This window comes from Streptomyces sp. NPDC127177 (assembly GCF_042672475.1).
In the GTDB taxonomy this organism is placed as follows: domain Bacteria; phylum Actinomycetota; class Actinomycetes; order Streptomycetales; family Streptomycetaceae; genus Streptomyces.
Genome location: NZ_JBHXUW010000005.1, coordinates 132,896 through 155,007 on the forward strand (window position 1 = coordinate 132,896; position 22,112 = coordinate 155,007).

General features: G+C 71.3%; 20 protein-coding genes and 1 riboswitch. Of the genes, 11 read left to right on the forward strand and 9 right to left on the reverse strand.

Annotated elements, in window-relative coordinates:
* The first annotated feature begins 39 nt into the window (after positions 1–39).
* Positions 40–789, forward strand: a complete 750-nt coding sequence (locus tag ACFVJX_RS05930) for a sugar phosphate isomerase/epimerase family protein (protein WP_384126942.1) — start codon at positions 40–42, stop codon at positions 787–789.
* Positions 786–1,907, forward strand: a complete 1,122-nt coding sequence (locus ACFVJX_RS05935) for a Gfo/Idh/MocA family protein (RefSeq protein WP_384126943.1) — start codon at positions 786–788, stop codon at positions 1,905–1,907. Before ACFVJX_RS05930 ends, ACFVJX_RS05935 begins: the two co-directional genes overlap by 4 nt.
* Before the next feature lie 90 nt (positions 1,908–1,997).
* Here the strand turns inward: ACFVJX_RS05935 and ACFVJX_RS05940 are convergent, their stop codons facing one another.
* A complete protein-coding gene (locus tag ACFVJX_RS05940; protein WP_384126945.1) occupies positions 1,998–3,026 on the reverse strand; it encodes a LacI family DNA-binding transcriptional regulator in 1,029 nt (342 codons plus the stop codon).
* Positions 3,027–3,136: 110 nt separating this feature from the next.
* On the opposite strand from ACFVJX_RS05940, the gene ACFVJX_RS05945 reads away from it, so the two are divergent.
* The 3 genes from ACFVJX_RS05945 (at position 3,137) to ACFVJX_RS05955 (ending at position 7,178) form a co-directional block, all read left to right on the forward strand.
* Complete coding sequence (locus tag ACFVJX_RS05945) at positions 3,137–3,988, forward strand: phytanoyl-CoA dioxygenase family protein (protein WP_384126947.1); 852 nt, start codon at positions 3,137–3,139, stop codon at positions 3,986–3,988.
* A 134-nt stretch (positions 3,989–4,122) separates the two neighbouring features.
* Positions 4,123–5,493, forward strand: a complete 1,371-nt coding sequence (locus tag ACFVJX_RS05950) for a DEAD/DEAH box helicase (RefSeq protein WP_384126949.1) — start codon at positions 4,123–4,125, stop codon at positions 5,491–5,493.
* A gap of 83 nt (positions 5,494–5,576) precedes the next feature.
* Complete coding sequence (locus tag ACFVJX_RS05955; RefSeq protein WP_384126950.1) at positions 5,577–7,178, forward strand: APC family permease; 1,602 nt, start codon at positions 5,577–5,579, stop codon at positions 7,176–7,178.
* A gap of 118 nt (positions 7,179–7,296) precedes the next feature.
* On the opposite strand, the gene ACFVJX_RS05960 is transcribed toward ACFVJX_RS05955, so the two are convergent.
* Positions 7,297–7,872, reverse strand: a complete 576-nt coding sequence (locus ACFVJX_RS05960; RefSeq protein ID WP_384126952.1) for a TetR/AcrR family transcriptional regulator — start codon at positions 7,870–7,872, stop codon at positions 7,297–7,299.
* 73 nt (positions 7,873–7,945) lie between these two features.
* On the opposite strand from ACFVJX_RS05960, the gene ACFVJX_RS05965 reads away from it, so the two are divergent.
* Positions 7,946–8,995 carry a zinc-binding dehydrogenase gene (locus tag ACFVJX_RS05965; protein WP_384126954.1) on the forward strand — a complete coding sequence of 350 codons (1,050 nt, stop codon included), beginning with the start codon at positions 7,946–7,948 and terminating at the stop codon, positions 8,993–8,995.
* 101 nt (positions 8,996–9,096) lie between these two features.
* On the opposite strand, the gene ACFVJX_RS05970 is transcribed toward ACFVJX_RS05965, so the two are convergent.
* Both ACFVJX_RS05970 and ACFVJX_RS05975 read right to left on the reverse strand, forming a co-directional pair.
* Complete coding sequence (locus ACFVJX_RS05970) at positions 9,097–10,266, reverse strand: phosphatidylserine/phosphatidylglycerophosphate/cardiolipin synthase family protein (RefSeq protein ID WP_384126955.1); 1,170 nt, start codon at positions 10,264–10,266, stop codon at positions 9,097–9,099.
* A 150-nt stretch (positions 10,267–10,416) separates the two neighbouring features.
* Positions 10,417–11,250 (reverse strand): PIG-L family deacetylase, encoded by an 834-nt coding sequence (locus ACFVJX_RS05975; protein ID WP_384126957.1) that lies wholly within the window; start codon positions 11,248–11,250, stop codon positions 10,417–10,419.
* A gap of 331 nt (positions 11,251–11,581) precedes the next feature.
* Between ACFVJX_RS05975 and ACFVJX_RS05980 the strand changes: the two genes are divergently transcribed.
* Positions 11,582–11,851, forward strand: coding sequence for a GlsB/YeaQ/YmgE family stress response membrane protein (locus ACFVJX_RS05980; RefSeq protein ID WP_329226415.1), 270 nt, complete (start codon positions 11,582–11,584; stop codon positions 11,849–11,851).
* A gap of 85 nt (positions 11,852–11,936) precedes the next feature.
* On the opposite strand, the gene ACFVJX_RS05985 is transcribed toward ACFVJX_RS05980, so the two are convergent.
* Complete coding sequence (locus tag ACFVJX_RS05985) at positions 11,937–12,305, reverse strand: winged helix-turn-helix transcriptional regulator (RefSeq protein ID WP_384133746.1); 369 nt, start codon at positions 12,303–12,305, stop codon at positions 11,937–11,939.
* Between the two features lie 92 nt (positions 12,306–12,397).
* Between ACFVJX_RS05985 and ACFVJX_RS05990 the strand changes: the two genes are divergently transcribed.
* From ACFVJX_RS05990 to ACFVJX_RS06000, 3 genes are all read left to right on the forward strand, one after another.
* Entirely contained in the window at positions 12,398–13,237 is an 840-nt protein-coding gene (locus ACFVJX_RS05990; RefSeq protein WP_384133743.1) for an SDR family oxidoreductase, read from the forward strand.
* Positions 13,238–13,489: 252 nt separating this feature from the next.
* Positions 13,490–14,704 (forward strand): helix-turn-helix domain-containing protein, encoded by a 1,215-nt coding sequence (locus tag ACFVJX_RS05995; RefSeq protein WP_384133741.1) that lies wholly within the window; start codon positions 13,490–13,492, stop codon positions 14,702–14,704.
* A gap of 123 nt (positions 14,705–14,827) precedes the next feature.
* Positions 14,828–15,250 carry an ATP-binding protein gene (locus ACFVJX_RS06000; RefSeq protein WP_384133738.1) on the forward strand — a complete coding sequence of 141 codons (423 nt, stop codon included), beginning with the start codon at positions 14,828–14,830 and terminating at the stop codon, positions 15,248–15,250.
* A 259-nt stretch (positions 15,251–15,509) separates the two neighbouring features.
* Here the strand turns inward: ACFVJX_RS06000 and ACFVJX_RS06005 are convergent, their stop codons facing one another.
* The 4 genes from ACFVJX_RS06005 to ACFVJX_RS06020 are packed head-to-tail and all read right to left on the reverse strand — an operon-like array spanning position 15,510 to position 20,461.
* Complete coding sequence (locus tag ACFVJX_RS06005; RefSeq protein ID WP_384133735.1) at positions 15,510–17,123, reverse strand: ABC transporter ATP-binding protein; 1,614 nt, start codon at positions 17,121–17,123, stop codon at positions 15,510–15,512.
* Positions 17,120–17,950 (reverse strand): ABC transporter permease, encoded by an 831-nt coding sequence (locus tag ACFVJX_RS06010; RefSeq protein ID WP_384133732.1) that lies wholly within the window; start codon positions 17,948–17,950, stop codon positions 17,120–17,122. Before ACFVJX_RS06010 ends, ACFVJX_RS06005 begins: the two co-directional genes overlap by 4 nt.
* A complete protein-coding gene (locus ACFVJX_RS06015) occupies positions 17,947–18,894 on the reverse strand; it encodes an ABC transporter permease (RefSeq protein ID WP_384133729.1) in 948 nt (315 codons plus the stop codon). The genes ACFVJX_RS06010 and ACFVJX_RS06015 overlap by 4 nt, the downstream gene beginning before the upstream one ends.
* Before the next feature lies 1 nt (position 18,895).
* On the reverse strand, positions 18,896–20,461 hold the full coding sequence (locus ACFVJX_RS06020) for an ABC transporter substrate-binding protein (protein ID WP_384133726.1): 1,566 nt from the start codon (positions 20,459–20,461) through the stop codon (positions 18,896–18,898).
* Between the two features lie 32 nt (positions 20,462–20,493).
* Positions 20,494–20,680, reverse strand: a riboswitch (cobalamin riboswitch).
* A gap of 437 nt (positions 20,681–21,117) precedes the next feature.
* Between ACFVJX_RS06020 and ACFVJX_RS06025 the strand changes: the two genes are divergently transcribed.
* Positions 21,118–21,957, forward strand: a complete 840-nt coding sequence (locus ACFVJX_RS06025; RefSeq protein ID WP_384133749.1) for a GH25 family lysozyme — start codon at positions 21,118–21,120, stop codon at positions 21,955–21,957.
* Positions 21,958–22,112 lie beyond the last annotated feature (155 nt).

Below are 22,112 nucleotides of genomic sequence, written 5' to 3' on the forward strand. Positions count from 1 at the left end.
GGCGGCAGTGTCCGCCACCGCACCCGAGGAGCAACCGACTTGTCCGCAACCACGCCGCTCGCCGTCCAGCTGTACGGGCTCGACGAGGCGATGACCACCGACCGGCGCGGCACACTGCGCCGGCTCGCCGCCATGGGCTACCCGGGCGTCGAACCGTACGACGTGCTCTCCGACCCGCACGGACTGCGCGCGGACCTCGACGAGTTCGGACTGCGGGCATGCAGTGCGCACGCCTGGGTGACCGGCGACCAGCGGGACGAGATCCTGCACGCCCTCGCCGTCGTCGGCACCGATACGGCGATCCTGCCGTACGTACCGCCGGAACGCTTCGCCGACCGGGAATCGGTGGCCGCGGTCGCCGCCGAGATCAACGCCGCGGCCCGCGCGGCGGCCGACCACGGCGTACGCATCGGTTACCACAACCACGACTTCGAGCTCTCCACCTCGATCCAGGGCCGGCCCGCCCTCGAGGTACTCGCCGACCTCCTCGATCCGGGCGTCCTGCTGGAGGTCGACACCTACTGGGCGGCCTTCGGCGGCCAGGACGTGCCGGACCTGCTGCGCCGCCTGGGCGAGCGCGTCCGCTATCTCCACGTCAAGGACGGCCCGCTCACCGGCCGTGAGGACGACCACGTCGCCGTCGGAACAGGCCGCATGCCCGTCTCCGAGATCCTCGCCGCCGCACCCGCAGCGCAGTGGCACGTCGTCGAACTCGACCGGTGCGCGACCGACATGTTCGAGGCGATGGCCCAGAGCCTCGCCCACCTGACCTCGGAAGGCGTCCGATGAAACACCAGAACGTGGCCCGTACGGGCCCGATGGGGATCGCCGTCATCGGTTGCGGCGTCATCAGCGATCAGTACCTCACCAACCTCACCGCCTTCCCCGACCTCCGGGTCCTGATCTGTGCGGACCTCGACGAGGACCGGGCGCGCGCCCAGGCCGACACCTACGGAGTACCCGCCTGGGGCGGTGTCGCCGACGCGCTCGCCCACCCGGACGTCGAGCTGGTCGTCAACCTGACCGTGCCCGCCGCCCACGCGGAGATCGCACTGGCCGCGGTCGCCGCCGGCAAGCACGTCTGGAACGAGAAGCCGCTGACGGCCGACAGTGAGAGCGCCCGCAAGCTGCTGGCCGCCGCGGCGGAAGCCGGTGTGCGCGTCGGTGGTGCCCCCGACACCTTCCTGGGCGCCGGCGTGCAGAGCTCTCTGCGGCTGATCCGCTCGGGCCTGATCGGCGCACCGCTCACGGCGCTCAGCCTGATGCAGACGCCGGGCCCCGAGTCGTGGCACCCCAGTCCGGAATTCCTCTTCCGTGCGGGCGGTGGTCCGCTCTTCGACATGGGCCCCTACTACCTGACGGCTCTGGTGTGCGTCTTCGGCCCGGTCCGCCGGGTGAGCGCGGTCGCCGCCCGCTCACGGGCGCGCCGGGTGATCGGTTCCGGACCACGCGCGGGCACGGAGTTCGACGTCGAGGTGCCCACGCACGTCTCGGCGCTGCTGGAGTTCGCCGGCGGCTCCAGCGCGACCGCCGTCTTCAGCTTCGAGTCACCGCGGCTGCGGCTCGGCTTCGTCGAGATCACCGGCATGGACGCCACCCTCGTGATGCCCGATCCCAACCACTTCGACGGTGCGTCCCGCATCGAGGACGGCGGCCCCGGCCGCCAGGAGAAGGCCGTCGGGGCTGCCGCCGGCCGCGGCACGGGCGTACTGGACATGGCACGCGCCGCCCGCGCCGGCACCGCACACCGGGCCTCCGGGGAACTCGCCCTGCATGTCCTCAACGTGATGGAGGCGATCACCGCGGCAGCCGACACCGCGGGCCCCGTCGATGTGGACAGCCACCTCACCGTGGCCGAGCCGCTGCCCGAGGAGTGGGACCCGTACGCCCGGACGCTCGACGGCTGACGTGCGCCGCAGCTCGACGGCGGGCGGCCCGAACCCCCGGTCGGCGATGGGTAGTTCAGCGAGCCACAACCGGGCGTCGCGACCGGCGGGCTATTCGCGGGCCTGCGCCTCCGCGACGGTGCTTCCGCGTACGAGCAGCCGGTGCGGAACCGTCAGAACGGCGGCGGGCACATCGTTGAGCGGACTGTAGACACGGTCCGCCAGGCACTGCAGGGCACGCTGGGCGATCTGTCGTTTGTCGGGTGAGACGGTCGTCAGGGACGGGTGGCTGAACCGGCCGTCCTCGATGTCGTCGAACCCGACGACGGCAAGTTGCTCCGGCATGCGCAGGCCTCTCAGGTGCGCCACCCGCATGGCGCCCAGTGCCAGTTCGTCGCTGAACGCGAACACGGCGTCGGGAGCGGTGTCGCCGTCCAGGAGTTCGGCCATGGCGCGGGCGCCGTCCGCCCGGTGCAGTGCGGTCACGGCCCGCTCCCATTCCGGCCTGGGCGCGATGCCGGCCCGCCGCAGCGCCCTGCGGTAGCCATCCGCGCGCTGTTGTGCGGTGCCGTTGCGCAGATGGGGCTGAAGACCGATCGCGGCGACGCGTCGGCGCCCCAGCCCCAGCAGGTGGGTGGTCGCCTCGTCCGCCGCTGCCACACTGTCCACCGCCACATGGTCCGCCTTGCCCTGGGAGCTGCGTTCGCCGAGCAGCACGATGGGCAGGGTGTGCGCGGTGGCGGTCAGCTCGTCCGCCGTCAGCGCCCAGGGGCTGATGATCAGCCCGTCCATCACCCGGCCGCTGTCACCGGTGAGCAGCCTTCTTTCGAACTCGGCGTTTCCCCGTGTCTGCTCGATGATCACGGTCCAGGAGCGGCGCCGCGCCTCGTCGACCAGGAGACCGGCGAGCTCTCCGAAATAGGGCGAGTGGAGCTCCGGGACGGCCAGTCCGATGATTCCGGTGCGGCCGGCCCGCAGGCTGCGGGCCGCGAGGTTGGGGCGGTAGCCCAGCTCGTCGATCGCTTCCTGGACCCGCAGGCGCGTCTGCGGCGAGACCCGGGCGGATCCGTTCACCACGTTCGACACCGTACGCGCCGAGACCCCGGCCCGGGCCGCCACGTCCTTCAGACTGCTGCTCATCCGCCCATCGTGGCATGCCGTGCCGGGTGCGGAGGCATTTCGCCGTAGGGTATTGCAACGTTGAAATCAACGATGCAACATGGCGGGCGACCCCATCGCAAGGAGGACCCATGAGCCCGCACCCGTATCCCGGAGTCACACTGACCGACCTCGACGTCGATGTGTCGTCGGACGTCGAGGCTCTGTACTCGGACGGCATCACGGCCCGCAGGGGCGCCTTCTCCCCCGAGTGGGCCGACCGGCTCCGTGAGGACATCGAGGTGGCCTTCCAGGAGGCGTCCGCACGCCCCGGGGGCGCGGTCGGGCGCGGCCCGCACCGCTTCTACGTGGAGATACACCCCGAGCAGCTGCGCGGCTTCGTGGACCTCGTCGACCACCCGTGGGTGCGGTCGGTCTGTACCGCCACGCTCGGCCCCGACTACCGCGTCGTCGAGCTGGGCTTCGACGTACCGCTCGAAGGCGCCGTCAACCAGCCCTGGCACCGGGACTTCCCGATGCCGGAGGCGACCCGCACCGAGCGACGCCTGACCTCCCTGGCCTTCAACGTGACCGCTGTGGACACGGAGAGGGACATGGGCCCCTTCGAGATCGCACCGGGCACCCAGTGGGACGAGAGCCCCGAGTTCGGGCACGGCATGTTCCCGCCCCGCTCGCACTACCCGCGCTACGAGGAGCGGGCGGTGCGCAAGTTCCCCCGGCGCGGGGACCTTTCGGCCCGTACCGCGCTGACCATCCACCGTGGCACGAAGAACAACTCCTCCAGGTCCCGTCCGGTGCTCGTCCTGGGAGTGGACGGCCCCGAAGCCGCCAACGGCGACCGGCACGACACCGCCGTGACCCGGTCCTACTGGGACGCGCTCCCGGAGCGCGTCCGGCGCCACCTGGACTGTGCCGTCGTCGACGTGCTGGAGCCGGTGACGCAGAAGCACACCATCGAGGGTCTGGTCATGGGCGACGCCTGAACCGCTTCGACCGGGGCCGGAATGCGCCGGGGTCCCCGCTGGTAAACTGGGGGGCACGCTTCGAAACCGTTGGGGCCCGTACCGAGGGGTACGGGCCCCGGCGCGTTCCGGCGCCAGACCGAGGAAGGACCCCCATGAACGCGAAGCCGCCGGCCCCGGAGGGCGAGCTCACAACGCCGCGGAGCGATGACCACGGCCTGCCGCCGGTCGAGTCCTTCGACGCGCTCGGACTGCCGCCGGAGCTCGACGCGACGATGGCCCGGCTCGGTGTGACGGAGCCCTTCCCGATCCAGGCGGCGACCCTGCCCAACGCGCTGGCGGGCCGTGACGTCCTCGGCCGCGCGCGGACGGGTTCCGGCAAGACGCTCGCCTTCGGGCTCGCGCTGCTGGCGCGGACGGCAGGCATGCGGGCGGAGTCGAAGCGGCCCCTCGCACTGGTTCTGGTGCCGACCCGGGAGCTCGCGATGCAGGTGAGCGACGCGCTCACCCCGTACGCGCAGGCGCTCGGCCTGCGGCTGGCGACGGTCGTCGGCGGGCTGGCCGTCAACCGGCAGGCGGCGCTGCTGCGGACCGGCGCCGAGGTGGTCGTCGCGACGCCGGGACGCCTCACCGACCTCGTATCGCGTCGGTCCTGCGATCTGCGGCAGGTGCGGATCACGGTGCTGGACGAGGCGGACCAGATGTGCGACCTGGGGTTCCTGCCACAGGTCTCGGAACTCCTGGACCAGGTCCGCCCCGACGGGCAGCGGCTGCTGTTCTCCGCCACGCTCGACCGCAACGTCGACCAGCTGGTGCGCAACCACCTGCACGAGCCGGTGGTGGCCTCGCTCGACCGGGTGGCGGGTTCGGTCGCCACGATGGAACACCATGTGCTGAACATCCACCCCGCCGACAAGTACGCGACCGCGACCGAGATCGCCGCCCGGGACGGCCGGGTGCTGATGTTCCTGGACACCAAGGCCGGCGTGGACCAGTTCACCCGGCATCTGCGGGCCTCCGGCATACGGGCCGGCGCGCTGCACAGCGGGAAGTCGCAGCCCCAGCGCACCCACACGCTCGCGCAGTTCAAGGACGGCGAGATCACCGTGCTGGTGGCCACCAACGTCGCGGCCCGAGGCATTCACATCGAGGCGCTCGACCTCGTCGTCAACGTCGACCCGCCGGCCGACGCGAAGGACTACCTGCACCGTGGCGGGCGTACGGCTCGTGCCGGGGAGTCCGGGAACGTGGTCACACTGGTCACGCCGAACCAGCGGCAGGACGTGAACCGGATCATGACCGAGGCCCGCATCCGGCCGACCGTCACCCAGGTGCGCTCCGGCGAGGCGAAGCTGACCGCCATCACCGGGGCGAAGCGCCCGCCGATCGAGGGGAAGGGCAGCGGCAACGCGCCCTTCCGCGGCATGGGCACTCGTCCGGGCCGCCCCAAGGAGTCCCGCAGGACGGCCGACGCCCGCAGGACGGCGGAAGCACGCGCGGCGGCCCGGGTACGAAAGGGCCGCTGACCCCCGGGCGGCGCTTCGACGAACGCGGCGCACCACGTGGCACGCTGGCCCCCGTGGTCCGCGATCTTCGAGGAGGCTGCCACGTGGCGCATCGACAGCCGGCGGAGACCGCCGGAGCCCCGGACGTCCGCGCCGAGGAGAACCGGCTGCGCAAGGACCTCGGGTTCTGGGGCCTGACCGCGATCGGCTTCTCCAACATCCTCGGCTCGGGCTGGCTGTTCGCCGCCATGTACGCCGCGCAGACGGCCGGCCCCGCCGCACTGCTCTCCTGGGTGGCGGCCGGCCTGCTCTGCGCACTGATCGCGCTGGTCATGGTCGAACTCGGCGCCACCAGGCCGGAAGGCGGCGGCACGGTCCGCTGGCCGCTGTACGCGAACGGCCGGCTGGTCGGCACCGTCGTCGGCTGGTCCGTCCTGCTCTCCGTCGGCGGCACCGCGGCCGAGATCAGCGCGATCATGCAGTACGCCGCCCACTACGTGCCCGGCCTCTACCGCGGCGACAGTCTCACCGCCTCCGGCCTGGGAGTCGCCGCCGCACTGAGCGTGCTGCTCACCGCACTGAACTGGTTCGCGGTGCGGATGTTCGCACGGGTCAACAACCTGGTGTCGGTGTTCAAGGTCGTCGTCCCGGTGCTCACGGTGGTCGCCCTGTTCCTGTCCGGCACCCACTCCGGCCGTCTCACGGACCACGGCGGGTTCGCCCCGTACGGCTACGCGGCCTGCCTCACCGCGCTCGCCGGCGGCGGCATCGTGTACTCCGTGAACGGGTTCCAGGCCCCTCTGGACTTCTCCGGAGAGGCCCGCAACCCGCGCCGCAACGTGCCTGCCGCCGTCCTCACCGGAATCGGCCTCGCGGTGCTGGTCTACCTCGGGCTCCAACTCGCCTTCCTCTACACGGTGCCCGAGTCACTGCTGAAGCACGGCTGGCAGGGCGTCAACTTCGAGTCGCCGTTCGGTCAGCTCGCCCTCGTCCTCAACCTGCAGTGGCTGGCCACACTGCTCTACGCCGACGCTGTCGTCTCCCCGGGCGGCTCCGCCTACGTGGGGGTCGCGATCGACGCCCGCCACACCTACGCCCTCTCGAAGAACGGCCTGCTGCCCCGCTTCTTCATGCGCATCGATCCCCGCTCCGGAATCGCGCGCCGCGCCCTGGTTCTCAACCTCGCGGTCATCATCGTCTTCATGCTGCCGTTCGGCGGCTGGCAGGACATCGTGAGCGTGATGGGGGACATGTACCTGATCATCTACGCCGCCTCGGCGGTGGCCGTGGCGTCCTTCCGGGCGCACGACCGCGAGCGTGGCGTTCCGCCCGCGGACGGCCGCATGCCGGGGCTGCGCTGGATCGCGCCGGTCAGTTTCGCCGTGGCGACCGAGTTCGTCTACTGGTCGGGCTGGGACGACCTGCGGCTCGCGCTGCCTCTCGTCCTCGCCGGTGTCCCGCTGTTCCTGCTCCAGCGACGCGGGACGGCAGACGGCAGCCGGGCCGAGGAGCTGTCCAGGGGCGCCTGGATCGTGTTCCACCTGGCGGCCCTGACCCTGCTGTCCTGGCTCGGCACTTTCGGTGGTTCCGGACGTCTGCCGGCCCCGTACGACTCGGCCGTGGTGGGCGTCGTCGCCTTCGCCGTCTTCGGATGGGCGGTGCGCTCGGGCGCCGCTCACCTGCGCTCGTCGCCGAAAGCCATCTAGGGCCTGTCGTCAAACGGCCGTCGTCGCCCGGAGGGTGGCCGCGCGGCGTCAGGCTCCAGGGCCTGTCGTCCGGATCAGACCGGACCCCGCGAGCCCGGCGGGATGCGAACGAGCGGCCCTAGCGGCGGGGCGACGCCCCGGCCCGCACCAGAGTCCGTGCCAGAGCAGTGCTCTCCGGGAGCGTGTCGATCGAGAGCGGCTGCGTGGCGACGGCCCCCTCGTGCAGCACGAGGAGCCGGGTGGCGAGGGCGGCCGGGCCCGGGCAGCCCGCTGCGGCGGCGAGTTCCTCGAACAGGTTCAGCAGCCAGAGCTTCTGGTTCGCGGCGATGCGGTGTGCGGGGTGCGCGGGATCCGGGAGTTCGGCGAGCGCGTTGATGAAGGCGCAACCGCGGGTGTTGGTCCCGCTCCAGGTCCGCAGCGCCTCGAAGGGTGCGGTGACGGCCTCGGCGGGAGTGTCGCAGGCTTCTACGGCGGCACGGACGATCGACCGCCAGCGCCGGTCGCGTTCGGTGAGGTAGGCCGCCACGAGCTGGTCCTTCGAACCGAACCGGTTGTACAGGGTCCGCTTGGTCACGCCCGAGTGCTCGGCGATCAGATCCACGCCGACCGCCGTGATGCCGCGGTTGTAGAACAGCTCCTCGGCGGCCGCCACGATGCGCCGCCCGGCCGGCGTCATGGGCCGCGCCTCCTGCATGGTGGACCCCTTCACAGATCGGTGTACGGTGGAGATGTTCACAGATCAGTATACCTGCGAGGAGGTCCAAGCGATGGGCTTGTCCGATTTCATGCGAGCAGTACGGATCACCGGGCACGGCGGGCCCGAGGTCCTCGATCGGACGGAGGTCGCCGTCCCCTCCCCCCGGGCGGGCGAGGTGCTGGTCCAGGTCGGTGCGGTGGCCCTGAACAACACCGACCTGTGGACCCGGGAGGGCGCCTACGGCCGGCCGGACGACCCGACGGCCCTGTCGGGCTGGCGGGGCCCGATCGACTTCCCGCGCATCCAGGGCGCCGACGTGGCCGGCCGGGTCGTGGCGGTCGGGACCGGCGTGACGGGAGACCTGGTGGGACGCCGTGTGGTCGTCGACCCCGCGATCTACGACACCGAGGGGCCGGACGCCAACCCGGTGGGCCTGATGGGGAGCGAACGCGACGGCGGATACGCCGAGTACGTGACAGCGCCGGCGGAGCGCGTACACGATGTGACGGAATCCCCGCTCACCGACGACCAGCTCGCGACGCTGCCGACCGCCTACGGCACGGCGCTCGGCATGATCGAGCGCGGCCGGCTCCGGAAGGGTGAGACCGCCCTGGTCTCTGGAGCGTCCGGCGGCGTGGGCATCGCGCTGGTACAGCTCGCCCGTGCGCGCGGCGCGAGGGTGCTCGCCATCAGCAGTGGACCCAAGATCGACGCGGTGCGCGAAGCGGGCGCGCACGCGGTCGTCGACCGCGCGGGGGACGTCGCCGAGCAGATCCGCGCCGCGGCCCCGGGGGGCATCGACGTCGCACTCGACGTCGTGGCCGGCGAACTGGTGAGCCAGGGGCTGCCGCTGCTGCGCGAAGGGGGACGGTGGGTCATCGCCGGCGCACTCGGTGGATACGACGTCGCCTTCGACGTGCGCCGCCTCTATCTGCACAACGCCCAGGTCATCGGGTCGGCGATGCACACACCCACGCACTTCGCCCTCCTCATGGACCTCGCCCGCCGGGCGGAGGTCCAGCCCGTCATCGCCGCGACCTTTCCACTGGACCGGGCGGCTCAGGCGCAGGAGGCGCTCTCCCGCAGGGGACACGTGGGCAAGATCGTCATGCGTCCCTGAGCCGCGCGGCGCGAAGGCGCCGGGCGGTCAGCCCGCCGTGCGCCCTCGGGCGGTCGTGGCGCGGGTGCCGGGCGGCCGGAACCCCCGGCACCCGCGCCGCGTCAGACCGCGTCGCAGCTACGCGGATTGGTCCACAGGGCCCGGAACTGATCGATGTAGCGGTTGGTGACCCATCCGTCGATGATCCGCAGCATCGTGTCGTTGGCCCGGTAGTTGGAGTTCGAGGTCACGTTGTACGAGCCGACGAACACCGCCTTGCGCCACTCCCCCGCGTACTTCGCGTCGATCAGCGTCAGCTTGTTGTGGCTCCATCCGTCGCAGCTGATGTCGCTGCTGGGCACACCGTTGGCCAGCAACTGGTTCCTTCCACTGGCCTCCTGGACGACGACCTTGACGTCGCAGCCGATGCCGCGCAACCGGTTCAGCTGGGCGATGATGTCCCGGGAGTGGTCGCTGCTGTCGAAGAGGCTGGCCTCCAGCCAGACGCGGTCGTTCCCCGTCGTGCACGCGCTCACGCCGGCCAGCACCCCGACCAGCGGCTGCTTGGTGTACTGCGGGAAGAAGTACGCCCGGGAGTTCCCGTTGCTGCCGTACGGAGACTTGTCCTCGTCGCCCCACGTCACTCCGCCCCAGGTCCAGTCCTGGTCGTACATGCGACGCCAGTAGTTGACGTAACCGGCGAACAGCGCACTGTCGTCGCGGACGATCAGCATGTTCTGCGCGTGCTGGGCCTGCCAGCTGCTCAGGTTCATCGAGGTCTGCATGACGAGCTTGGTGTCGCCCTTTTTGATCACGAAGAACTTGTTGTGCATGGCCCCGCTCCACGAGCCGTTGGGGTTCAGCATGCACGCGTCCGCGCAGATCCGGAGGTCGATGCCCGCGTTGACGAACTTGTCCCGGAGGGTGTTGTCGATGGAGCCGACGACGAGCCGGACGCTGACGCCCTGCTTCGCGGCACTGACCAACGAGTCGGCCACTTCGGCACCGTAACCGCTGGTGCTCCAGGTGTACATCGCGCCGCGGATGTAGTCGCCGCTCTGCGCGGCCCCCGCCGTCGCGTCGAACTTCGCCCTGATCTTCCGGGGGATCAGGGTGTCGACGTTGCCGTCGCCCCCGTAGGTGGCGCAGACCTCGTAGTTCCCGCTCTCGGAGCAGGTCCCGTCCGCGGCGGCCGACGGCGGCGCGGAGACCGCCAGGAACAGGATGGACATCAGCCCGAGCAGGGCACAGCGGAACGAGCGGAAGCGTCTGACCCATGGGTTCTTCGTCACTGCGACATGGTCACAGTTCCTCGCACATGTGAACGAGATGTGGCGGAAATTGGCTGGTTCGAGCCGGTGGACTCGCAATCGGGTCCACCGGCTCGGTCAACTACGCCCCATCGCGGCCGATGTGCGTTGCCGGTTCCCCGGCCGGGCGGGTCAGCGCAGTCCGGCGAAGAGGTCGTTCTCGGGTACGGCCGCGCCGGTGGCGTCCTTCACGCGTACGAAGGTCTCGACGCCCATCCACTCACCGAACCGCTCCTTGCCCATCTTGAGGAAGAAGATGTTCTCGCCCTGACTGGCGTGCGCGGCCAGCGCGTCGAACTTCTGACCGCTGAACGGGGTGGTGTCCACCCACGTGGTGACCTCGTCGTCGGGGAGGCCGATCTCGGCCATCGCGGCGGCCTCGGCGGGGTCCGGCTCCGGCATGTCCTCGTTGAACTCGCGCATGGCCTCCCCGAACCGCTGCATCATCGAGCGGGGCATCGTCGTCCAGTACACCTTCGGCGTCAGCCCGGTCATCTCCAGCGCCGCCATCGTGATGCGGTGGGCCTGGATGTGGTCGGGGTGGCCGTAGAAGCCGTTCTCGTCGTAGGTGACGACCACATCGGGCCGGTAGTGCCGCATGAGCTCCGCCAGCCGGGCGGCGCCTTCCTCCACGGGGGTCCGCCAGAAGGAACCGGGGGCGTCGTTGCTAGGCCAGCCCGTCATCCCCGAGTCCGCGTAGTCCAGCGTCTCGAGATCGCTGATCTTCAGGACGTCACAGCTCGCCCGGAGTTCCTGACGGCGCATGGCGGCGACGGCAGCCGGATCGTGCCCGGGGTCGCCCGGCTTGACACCCCCCGGTCCGTCACCGCATCCGCCGTCGGTACACGTCACGAGAACGGTGCGGATGCCTTCCGCCGCGTACCGCGCGAGGACCCCTCCGGTTCCGGTGGCCTCGTCGTCGGGGTGGGCGTGTACTGCCATGAGCGTCAAGGGCCGGTCAGTCATGGAAAAGTCCTCCAACGGAAAAATAGGTCTTGATCAGAGGGCGCGGCGGTGATGCCACGATCCCCGCGGGCCGGGCCCCGGCGGGGCGGACTGCCTCACGGCCCCCTGCTCCCCGCCCGGGCGGCACCGGGCCCTCGCTCACCGCAACCGTACGGGCCGGGTCGGCTGTTCCCGGCGCGGCCGCCGGGTTCCGGCGCGGACCCGCCGAACACCCGACCGGCATGCCCCTCCACCGATCCCACGAGGAACTTCGCGATCGGCGTTTGAAAGGCCCGGCACGGTAAAGACGGTGCTTGACACAGTCTTTATACGACCAGGTAGGAGAGGCATTATGGGCATCATTGCTTGGATCATCATCGGCTTGCTCGCGGGCCTCATCGCCAAGGCGCTCATGCCGGGCAAGGACCCGGGCGGCATCATCATCACGATGCTCATCGGTATCGCGGGCGGTCTGCTCGGCGGCTGGCTGGGCAAGGTCATCTTCGGCGTCGACTCCATCGACGGCTTCTTCGACCTCTCCACGTGGATCGCCGCCATCGTCGGCTCGCTCATCCTCCTCGTGCTGTACCGCGTCATCACGGGCAACCGCCGCCACGCCTGATCCGTACGCACGTCTTCGCGCAACGGCTCCGCCCACCCGGGCGGAGCCGTTGCGCGTGCCGGATGTGCCCCTGCTCCGCCCGCCGTTACACGCCGAGCGGCGACAGCCGCCGCGTGATCCGGTCGAACAGCTCCGTCAGCGGCTCGCCGACCTCCCGGCCGAACTCCGTCAGCCCGTAGGTGACCTGGGGCGGCGTCGTCGGCTCGACCTCCCGCCAGACCAGGCCGTCCTGGACCAGCGTGCGCAGAGTCTGCGCGAGCATCTTCTCGCTGATGCCCTGGATGCTCTCGCGGAGCTCGAAGAACCTGAGGCTGCCGCTCCGCAAGGAGATCAGCACCCAGATACCCCACCTGCTGGTCACATGGTCGACCACCCCGCGCGCGGGGCAGTCGGTGTGAAACACGTCATACGGCTTCCCCGCCACGACCTGTCTGCGCTGCACGCCTTCACTCATGTCATGAGCTTACTCGAAGGTATGTCCTTACCAAAAGTTAGCCGACACTCCTAGCGTGAGGACCTCACAGGGCATCTGACGAGGAGCTGATCATGATCGTAGTGACCGGGGCGACAGGGAACATCGGCCGGCCGTTGACGCAGGAACTGGCCGAGGCGGGACAGCAGGTCACGGCGGTCTCACGGCACCCGGCAGCGGTGCCCGACGGCGTCCGCCACGTGGTGGCCGACCTGACCGAGCCGGGCGGACTCAAGCCCGCACTGGCCGGGGCGAAGTCGCTGTTCCTGCTGCTCTCCGGCGACCTGCACGCCACGGGCGCCAACCCCGGCGACATCATCACCGAGGCCGCGGCCGCCGGGGTCCGCCGGATCGTCCTGCTCTCCACCCTCGGCGTGGTGACCAGGCCCTTCGGCCGCACACGGATCGCGATGCGCGAACTGGAGGACACGCTGCGGGAGTCCGGCCTGGAGTGGGCCATCCTGAGGCCGGGCGGTTTCGCCTCCAACGCCCTGTGGTGGGCCGAGTCCGTCCGCACACAACAGCTCGTCGCCGCGCCCTTCGGTGACGTCGGCGTGCCGGTCATCGATCCGGCGGACATCGCCGCGGTCGCGGCGGCCTGCCTGCTGGACGACCAGCACATCGGTGGCGCGTACGAGCTGACCGGCCCCGAGGTGATCACTCCGCGCGGGCAGACGGAGGCCATCGCCGCCGCGCTGGGCTCACCGGTGAAATTCCACGAGCTCACCCGCGACGAGGCCAGGACCGCCATGAGCCGGAGCATGCCGGCGGAGCTCGCCGACGACACCCTGGACATCATCGGTTCCCCGAGCCCCGCCGAGGTGCGCATCAGCCCGGACGTCCAGCGGGTACTCGGCCGCGCCCCGCGCCCCTTCGCCGACTGGGCAACCCGCAACGCCGCCGCGTTCCGCTGAGACCGGCCGGCACCGCCGGAACCGCTCTTCGCGCCCGGCGGCCCACTCCCGGCCGTCGAGGAACGTGACCCGGATTCGACGGCCCCCGCAGGCACCGAACAGGTCGGCGGGGGCCGTCTTCCCGGCGGGCGTTCCCGCCGGCCCGGCTGGTCGAACCAGCGGCCGGAGACCGTCACGCAGCCACCCCGGCGCCCACGGCCCGACGGCCTCGCGGCAGCGCCGACACACAGTCCGGCGGCGTACGGTGACTGCGTGGCGAACGAAGACTTGGGCCGGACTCTGCGCCGCTTGCGACGTCTGGCCACCCTGACCCAAGAGGAACTGGCCGAACGCTCCGGTGTGTCCGTCGATGTGATCCGTCAGCTCGAACAACGGCGGAAGCACTCGGCACGGCTGCCCACGCTCCACGCCCTGGCGAATGGGTTGGGGGTGGAACTGACCACGTTGCTGGGGGACCCTCCCGCGGTCGCCTCAACCGGGGAGAACGACGGCCCGCGCTTCGTGGCCGTGCGCCGGGCCATCATGCCCGCGTTGAACGGTCCGGAGCCGGAGCCGCCCGGTCCCGGCTTCTCGCTGGACCGTCTGCGTGAGCAGATCGCGAACGGCTGGACGCACTACCACGCCGCCGAGTTCGACACGGTGATGATCGCTCTGCCGGACCTGATCTCGGATGCACGCGGCGCGACGTACGCGGACAACGACGACCACCGCAGGGCCGGTTACGCGGCCCTGGGGAAGGTGCTCCAGCTCGCCGGGCATGTCGCCGTGCGGATGGGCAAGACCGACCTTGCCCTGATCAGCCTGGAGCGTGCGGCACAGGCGGCGGGGCGGTCCTCGGATCCGCTTCTTCCCACGATGATCGCAAACTCCACGGCGTGGACGTATCAGCGACAAGGGCGCCTGGATGACGCGTTGAGTATCGCGCTCCGTGCCGCCGCCACCATGACGGACGCAGGCGACACCGGGACGGCCGACGGCCTGAAGGTGTGGGGGGCCATCACCATGAGCGCCGCCACGTCGGCCGCGCGGAGCGGGGACTACGAAAGCGCCGCGTCGATGATGGAGGCGGCGGAGAAGGAGGCTGCCCGCGTCCCGAAGCTGCCCGCCGGGACGGACAGCCGCATGGTCAGCGTGTTCAGTCCGTCGTCGGTCCGCATCGAGCGTGTCCGCCTGGCAGTCCAGTACGGACACCCGGAAGACGCCCTGGCCCTGGCCAAGGGCATACGGCTGAGCAAGGAAACCCCGCAGTCCTGGCGGACCTGGCTGCTGCTGGACGTGGCGCGCGCTCACTGCGACACCGGGGATGCCGCCGGAGCGGTGAAGACCCTCGAATCCCTGCGCCGGGTGGCGCCGACGTGGATGCGGCACCACACCTTGGCCGTGGCCATCGTGCGCGATCTGTGGGCGCTCCCCAACCATCCCGCGGGGCTGGGGCGGTTGGCGGAGTTCCTGGGGGTCGCCGAATAGCGTCGTGAAAATGGGACGCAGCGTCCCTGTCATCACTCTCGGCATGTCGCTTCCATGGGGACAGTGCCCCGGCGACCCACTCGACCGGCCCGGGGCTCGGCCGATCCGAGAGAGCAGACCGACATGCCGCAACCCACAGCGCAGGCGCGCCCGACCGGCCACCCCGGCTACAGCGTTACGCTGCCTCGCGAGCCGGAAAGCGCCGCCTCCGCCCGACGGCTGGTGCGCATCGCCTTAGCCGTCTGGACCCTGGAGGGCCTAGCGGATGACAGCGCCCTGATCCTCTCCGAACTGGTATCCAACGCGGTCCAGCACGCTCGGAGAAAGTCCATCCGGCTCACCGTCGAACACCCTGCGGAAGCGTTCGTGCGCGTCGGCATCGTGGATTTCTCGCGCGTGCTGCCGGTGCGCCGGGAACCCGGGAACGCATATGAGCAAGGGCGCGGTCTGCTGCTGGTGGCGGCCCTCTCGGAGAACTGGGGCACCGACATGTTGCCGTGGGGCAAACGGGTGTGGGCGGAGCTGCGCGACAAGGGCCACGGGTGATGGGCGAACGGCGCGCATGGGTGGGCGACTTGATCCATGACGAAGAAACCGACCGGTGCGGGATCGTCACGGATGTGCGGGGCGGCACCGTCTGGGTGCTACGGCCAAAAGCAGGGCCGGGCCGGTGGACCTCGGAGCGCCCCGATCGGCTGACCCTGGTGACGCCCCGAGAAGCCATGCCGGACTGACTATAGGCACTCGGAAGAGAAGAGAGGCCGTCTCGTTGGTGGTCACCGCCCCGCCCCTGCCGCCAACGAGTTCACGCCCCCTCCCCACTCCCGCCTGCCCACCCGGCAGGCAGCACCTCGTCGACCGGGCCGTGTCGCACGCGGCGGCCGTCCTCGAAGAGCACCGCCTCCTGGGTCAGCGCCCGTACCGCGGCCAGGTCGTGGCTGATGAACAGCAGCGCCGTGCGGGCGGGGGCCAGGAGTTGGGGCAGGGCGTGGAGGACCCGCTCCCGGGAGACCGTGTCGAGCGCCGGGGTCACCTCGTCGCACACCAGCAGAGCCGGTTGAGCCGTCAGCGCCCGTACCAGCGCGCAGCGTTGCAGTTGTCCGCCGGAGAGGCGGCCGGGGTGGCGGTGCAGCAGTTCCTCGTCGAGTCCCAGCGCCTTCGCCGTTTCGATCGCCTCGGCTGTCGCCTCCCTGTCGCCCAGGCCGCGCAGCAGCCGTGGCGTGTCGGCGAGTTGTCCCAGGACCGGACGGTGGGTCTCGAAGGAGTCGGCGCTGCTCTGGTGTACGTACTGGACGGCGCGGCGCCGGGCGGGTGAGCGGCGGTCGACGCGGGCGGGGAGGGGTAGGCCGCCGTGGTGCACCTGGCCCGATGTGGGGGGCGTCAGCCCGGCCAGGACCCGGGCGAACGTCGTCTTGCCCGAGCCCGAGGGGCCGAGCAGTGCGGTTCGGCTGCCGGGTGGGAAGGCCATGGAGACCGGGCCGGTGAGGAGCGCGCCGGTCCGGCGACGTACGACGATGGCCTCGGCGGACACTCCGGCGTCGCTGTCCGGGGCGCGGTCGCCGGTGCGGGGGGCCTGGCCGGTGTCCGCGCCGGTGCGGCGTTCCGCGGCGAGGAGTTCCTCGGTGGCCCGGTGACGGGCCGGGGAGAGGGCCGCCGCGCGGACCGGTCCGGCAGCCGCCGCGCGGTGCCGCGGAAGGCCGAGTACGTGCGCCGCGGGTCCCGAGTCGACGGCTCGGCCGTGCTCCAGGACGATGACGCGGTCCGCCGTCCCACGGACCATCGGCAGGTCGTGGCTGAGCAGCAGTACTCCCGCTCCGGCGTCCGCGAGTTCCCGGACCGTGCGGCCGAGGGCATGCGCGAGTACCGGGTCGAGGCCGCTCGTCGGCTCGTCCAGGACCAGCAGTCCGGCACCGGTCACCAGGGCGGACGCGAGAGCCAGACGCTGTTGCTGGCCGCCGGAAAGCTGGTGCGGGAAGCGGCGGCGTACGGCGTCCCACTCCAGGCCGGACCGTGCCAGTGCCCGGACCGCGGCGGCTTCGCGGGCGCCGCGTCCGACGTGGGCGAGAGCGGCCAGCTCCATGAGGACGCTGCCCGCCCGGCGGACCGGATCGAGGACGCTCTCCGGGTGCTGGGGCAGGTGGGCGGCGAACCCGGCCCGGGTGGTCCGCCGTTCTGCGGGCGTCAGGGGCATCAGGTCCGTGCCCCTCAGCAGCACCCTTCCCGAGAGTGCGACCCCGCCGCGCGAGGCGCCGAGCGCCGCCAGGCCCAGTGTGGTCTTGCCGCTTCCGGACGGCCCGACGACCGCGACCACCACACCCGGTCCGACGGTCAGGGCGACGCGGTCCAGCAAGGGGTGCGCCGCCGCGTCCGCGCGGGCGGAGATCTCCGGGATCTCGAGCAGAGGTCCGGGGCCGGTCACGGTCTCCTCCTGCGGGCCAGGGCCCGGTCGACGAGCAGGTTGCCGCCCACGCACAGCGCCGTCAGCAGGCCGGCGGGTACCAGAACCGCGGCGGGCTGGATGAACAGGGCATCGCTGTTGCGCTCGATGAGCACGGCCCAGTCCGGCGATGCCGCGGGCAGTCCAAGGCCGAGGAAGTTGGCGGATGCCAGGAGGTACAGCACGACGGTGAAGCGGCCGGCCGCGTCGGTCGCCAAGGGCGCGGCCAGCTCCCGCGCCAGGTGGCGCAGATGGATGTACGCCCAGCCGTGCCCCTGCATCCGCAGTGCCTCGACGACCGTGCGGGCACCGGGGGCGAGCGCGGCTCCGCGGACCAGCCGGGCCACGGCCGGTACCTGGAGCAGCCCGGCGACCGTCACAAGCCAGTACCGGTCACGGTGGCCCGCCGCGGCCAGGGTCATCAGGGCCAGCAGACCGGGGAAGGCGAGGAGCAGGTCCAGGGTGCGCATCACCGTCTCGTCGAGGGCCCGCCGAGGGCCGGCGGCCAGCAGGCCAAGTGGTACGCCGACGGCCGTGCCGATAAGGAGCGCGGCCAGGGCGCTTCCGAGTACCGACGCGCCACCTTGCAGGACGAGCGACAGCACGTCGCGCCCCAGGACGTCGGTGCCGAGAACATGCCCGCCGCCGGGTGGCTGCGAGGGCAGCGTGTCCTGCCCGGCCGACGCGTCGCCGGCGGCCCACGGCCCCAGCAGGGCCACCGCCACCGGGACCGTCAGCAGGACCAGGGCGATCCACGGGAGGCGGAACCGGGCGGTGCGCGTGTCGGCCGGCTCCGCCGGGGTGGTCATACGGCCATCTCCCGGCGCGGCGCCAGCCGGTGCGCGACCAGGTCACCGGCGAGGTTGACGACGACCGCGGTGCCGGTGAACAGGAGCGCGTACGTCTGCACCTGCGGCATGTCGCGGTTCTGCACCGCCTCGACGAACCCGTTGCCCAGTCCGCGGAATCCGAAGACCGCCTCCACCAGCACGGCGCCGCCCAACAGGCCCTCCACGCAGCGGGCGTACTGCTGCGCGGCGGGGCCCAGGGCGTTGGGCAGCGTGTGGCGGAGGACCACCGTGCGTTCCCGGAGCCCGAGCAGCCGCAGGTGTTCGGCCACCGGGCCGTGGCGCTCCGCCGCCACTCCGGCCCGGACCTGCCGAGCGAGATCGCACAGGTGCCGGGCCGTCAGCACGACCACGGGCAGCACCAGGACGGACGGCTGCGCGAGCAGGCCCGCCGTGTCCATGCCGACGGCGGTGGCGGGCAGCAGCCCAGCCGCCAGCGAGACCGACGCGACCAGCAGCAGTGCCAGTACGAATTCGGGCACGGCGTGCAGCAGGACCGCGGCCGTGTTCAGCGCCCGGTCGAGGCGGCTGCCCTCGCGCAGCCCCGACACGGTTCCCAGCAACGGTGCCAGCACGGTGACGATGATCAGCGCCGGCAGACCCAGCAGCAGCGTCACACCGGCGCGGCGGCCGATGTCGTCGCCCACGGGCAGTCCGGTCGTCAGCGAGTGGCCCAGGTCTCCGGTGCAGAGCCGGCCGAGCCAGTGTCCGAAGCGGATCCAGGCGGGCTCGTCGAGCCCCAACTGCTCCCGTAGCGCAGCCACTTGTTGCGGCGTTCCGAACTCCCCCCGCAGCACATCGGCGGTGTCCCCCGGCAGCGCCGCACCGACGGCGAACACGGCGACCAGCACCACCAGGCACTGCAGGAGTGCCAGCAGGGAACGCCACAGGATGTAGGCCCGCACGTCAGGCGAGGCGGACCCGGTCGAAGCGGGCCCAGTCGTGCGAGTTGGGCGGTGCCGCCCGCAGGCCGCTGACCGACCGCGCGATGGCGTCGTTGGCGTCGGAGAACGCCCACACGAGCAGCCCGGACTCGTCACGGGCGATCTTCTGGGCCCGGGAGAGCAGGGCCAGCCGGTCCTGCTCGTCGCGGGTGGTGCGGGCGCGGTCCAGCAGAGCGTCGAACTTCTTGGAGGCGTACTGGGTCTGGTTGCGGGCGGCGCCGCCGCGGACTCTTTGCTGGAGGAAGTCGGAGACGGGCAGGGTGGAGGTGGTGTTGAAGGCGGCGACGCCCTTGGTCTTGATCTCGCTGAAGTAGGTGCTGGCTGCCCGGGTGTTGGCGGTCACCTTCAGCCCGACCTCCCGTAGCTGGCGTGCCATCAGGTCCGCCGCTGGTTCCCACGCGGCGTCGACCGCGCTGGTCTCCACCGTGATGTGCGCCCCGTCCGCGCCGGCGGCCCGCACCAGCTTGCGCGCCTCGTCGATGTCGCGTTCGCGGGGCGCGATGTCGTCGGGATAGCCGCGCAGCCCCATACCGAACAGGTCGTTGCCGGCCTCACCGTGGCCGGCCAGGGCGATACGGACGAGGGCCGGCCGGTCGATGCCCAGCTGCACGGCACGTATCAGGCGCGGGTCGTCGAACGGGGCGCGGCCGGTACGCAGCAGGAGCTGCTGGGCGGTGGCGCGCGCGGCCGTCAGCAGGCGGATCGAGCCGTCCTTCTTCAGCCGCTCCACGGAGGCCCCGGCCATGTCGGCCGCGTAGTGCACCTGTCCCGACAGCAGCGCGTTGAGCCGGGCCGATTCCTCGTTCGCGGGAACGATCTCCAGCTCGGCGATGTGCGGGGCGCCGTCCCAGTGGTCCGCCCACCGCCGGTAGCGGGCGGTGCCGCCGGGAGTGAACGACACGTAGGTGAAGGGGCCGGAACCGACGGGCTTGCGGAAGTCCGTCGTACCGTCGGGGATTATCTCGGTGCCGGGTCCGGCGAACACGGTGGGGAACTCGAAGTTCGGCGCCTTGAGCACGAAGGTGACGGACCGCTCACTGTCCGCCCGGCTCGCGGTGAGGTCGATGGCCGACAGCAGTACCTGCGAGGGCGAACCGACCTCGGGGTCCGCGGCGCGCCGGTAGCTGTAGAGGACGTCCTCGGCGGTGACCGGCTTCCCGTCGTGGAAGCGGGCCGCACGCAGCCGCACGCGCCACCGGGTACCGGAGGCGTCGCTCTCCCAGGACTCCGCGAGCCGTTCGCGTACCGACATGTCATCGGCGTACGTGCCCAGCGTGTCGTAGAGGGCCTTGGCGCGGGCCTGGTCGACGAAGTTGGGGGCGACGTGCGGGTCCAGGGTCTCCTGGGAGCCACCCGACGTGAACGCGGCACGGAACCGGTCGCCGCTCCCGCCGTCCTTCGTGTCGCCGCCACAGCCGGTGAGCAGGCCGGACGCTGCCAGCGCCAGTGCCCCTCCGGCGGCCAGCACGGCTCGTCTGCCGGGTTGCGGCCGGTCCTCGGGGCCCGTCCTGAGGGCATGCGTCGTCACAGTCGATCCTCTCCGGGGTGTCCTCGCCCCTGAACGTCAGACCGGCGACGGGTCAGTCTCCTGGCTCCCGGATCGTCGCTCGCCTCCGCCTTCCCGCCCGCGGACGCGGACAGTGGCGTGCAGGAGATTCGCTCCCCGGTCACAGTGGCGGGACCGCGCCGGAATCGCACCGGCTTCCTGGTCCCCATCGCCTTGTGGGCTCATTGTGACGCACGGGGTGACGGGGGCCGGAGCCCGGTCACCCTCCACCGGCCTCGGCAGCCGGAGCCGGCCGCCCACGGCATCGAGCGGGGGCGACACCCGCCGTCTTCTGCCGCAAGAAGTTTCACGACGGAGAAAGTTCTCGGCCGGTACCTGCCGTAATCGCAGCTGAGCGACTTCTCCACCGGTCTAGACCTTAGAGGTACACCGGTGCCCCCTTTACGTGGCGAGCCGGTCCGTGCGTCACTCATGACGTGTCCGCATCAACATGCTCCTCGTGCGGCACGGTCAGCTGACGGAACGTTCGCACCGCCATCCCTCGCGTATCGGATCCGCACCGGCGCTCGCCGCCGGCCCTTCCGCTACGCGGGTAGATCCATCGTCCGCATCGTCACACCAGGAGGAACCCGTTGTTAACTCGAACCCACAACCCCAGACCCGCACTGCGCAAGATGATGGTGGCCGGGATCCTCGGGCTGACCATGGGGCTCGTCCCGTTCGTGTCGGCCGGCCCGGCAGCGGCACAACCCGTACGCGCAAGCGGCGACATCCCCCTCGGTGACGGCTACATGGGCGCCGGTTACCTCGCCGACGGCGAGAGCTTCAAGGCGGACACGCGGCAGGTGTCGCCCACCACCGAGGACGACGTGTCGACGAAGGCGACGCTCGCAGGCGTCGACGTGTCGCACTACCAGGGGACGATCAACTGGGCGTCGGTGAAGGCGGCGGGAATCCAGTTCGCCTACATCAAGGCGACGGAGTCCACCACCTACAAGGACCCGACTTTCAACACCAACTACGTCAACGCGTACAACGCGAAGGTGATCCGGGGCGCTTACCACTTCGCGCGCCCCAACCTCTCCACCGGGGCGACGCAGGCCAACTACTTCGCCAGTAACGGCGGAGCGTGGTCCCGGGACAATCTGACGCTGCCCGGGATGCTCGACCTGGAGGGCGGCTGCTACGGCAAGACGGCCGCCGCCATGCAGTCGTGGATCCTCGACTTCTACAACACGTACAAGTCCCGGACGGGCCGCGACGTAGTCATCTACACCAGCGCCAGCTGGTGGAGTTCCTGCACCGGCGGATGGAGCGGCATGTCCGCCCGCAGCCCCCTCTTCGTGGCGCACTGGACCAGCGCGTCCAACCCCTCCGTTCCGGCGGGCTTCCCGTACTGGACCTTCTGGCAGTACACCGACTCCGGCTCGGTGGGCGGCATCTCCGGCGCCGTGGACCGCGACCGGTTCAGCGGTGACGCCAGCCGCCTGCTGGCCCTGGCCAACAACACCGCCTGACGTACCGGCGGACACACCGGCCCGCCGCGGGCCATCCGGGTGCCCCGGTCGGATTCATCCGGCCGGGGCACCCCTCGTGCACCGTCGGTGCGCACCTGGGACGGGAGTCGCGCCTGGCCGAAAGACGCCGACGGCTCAGCGGTGAGGCGGAGGAA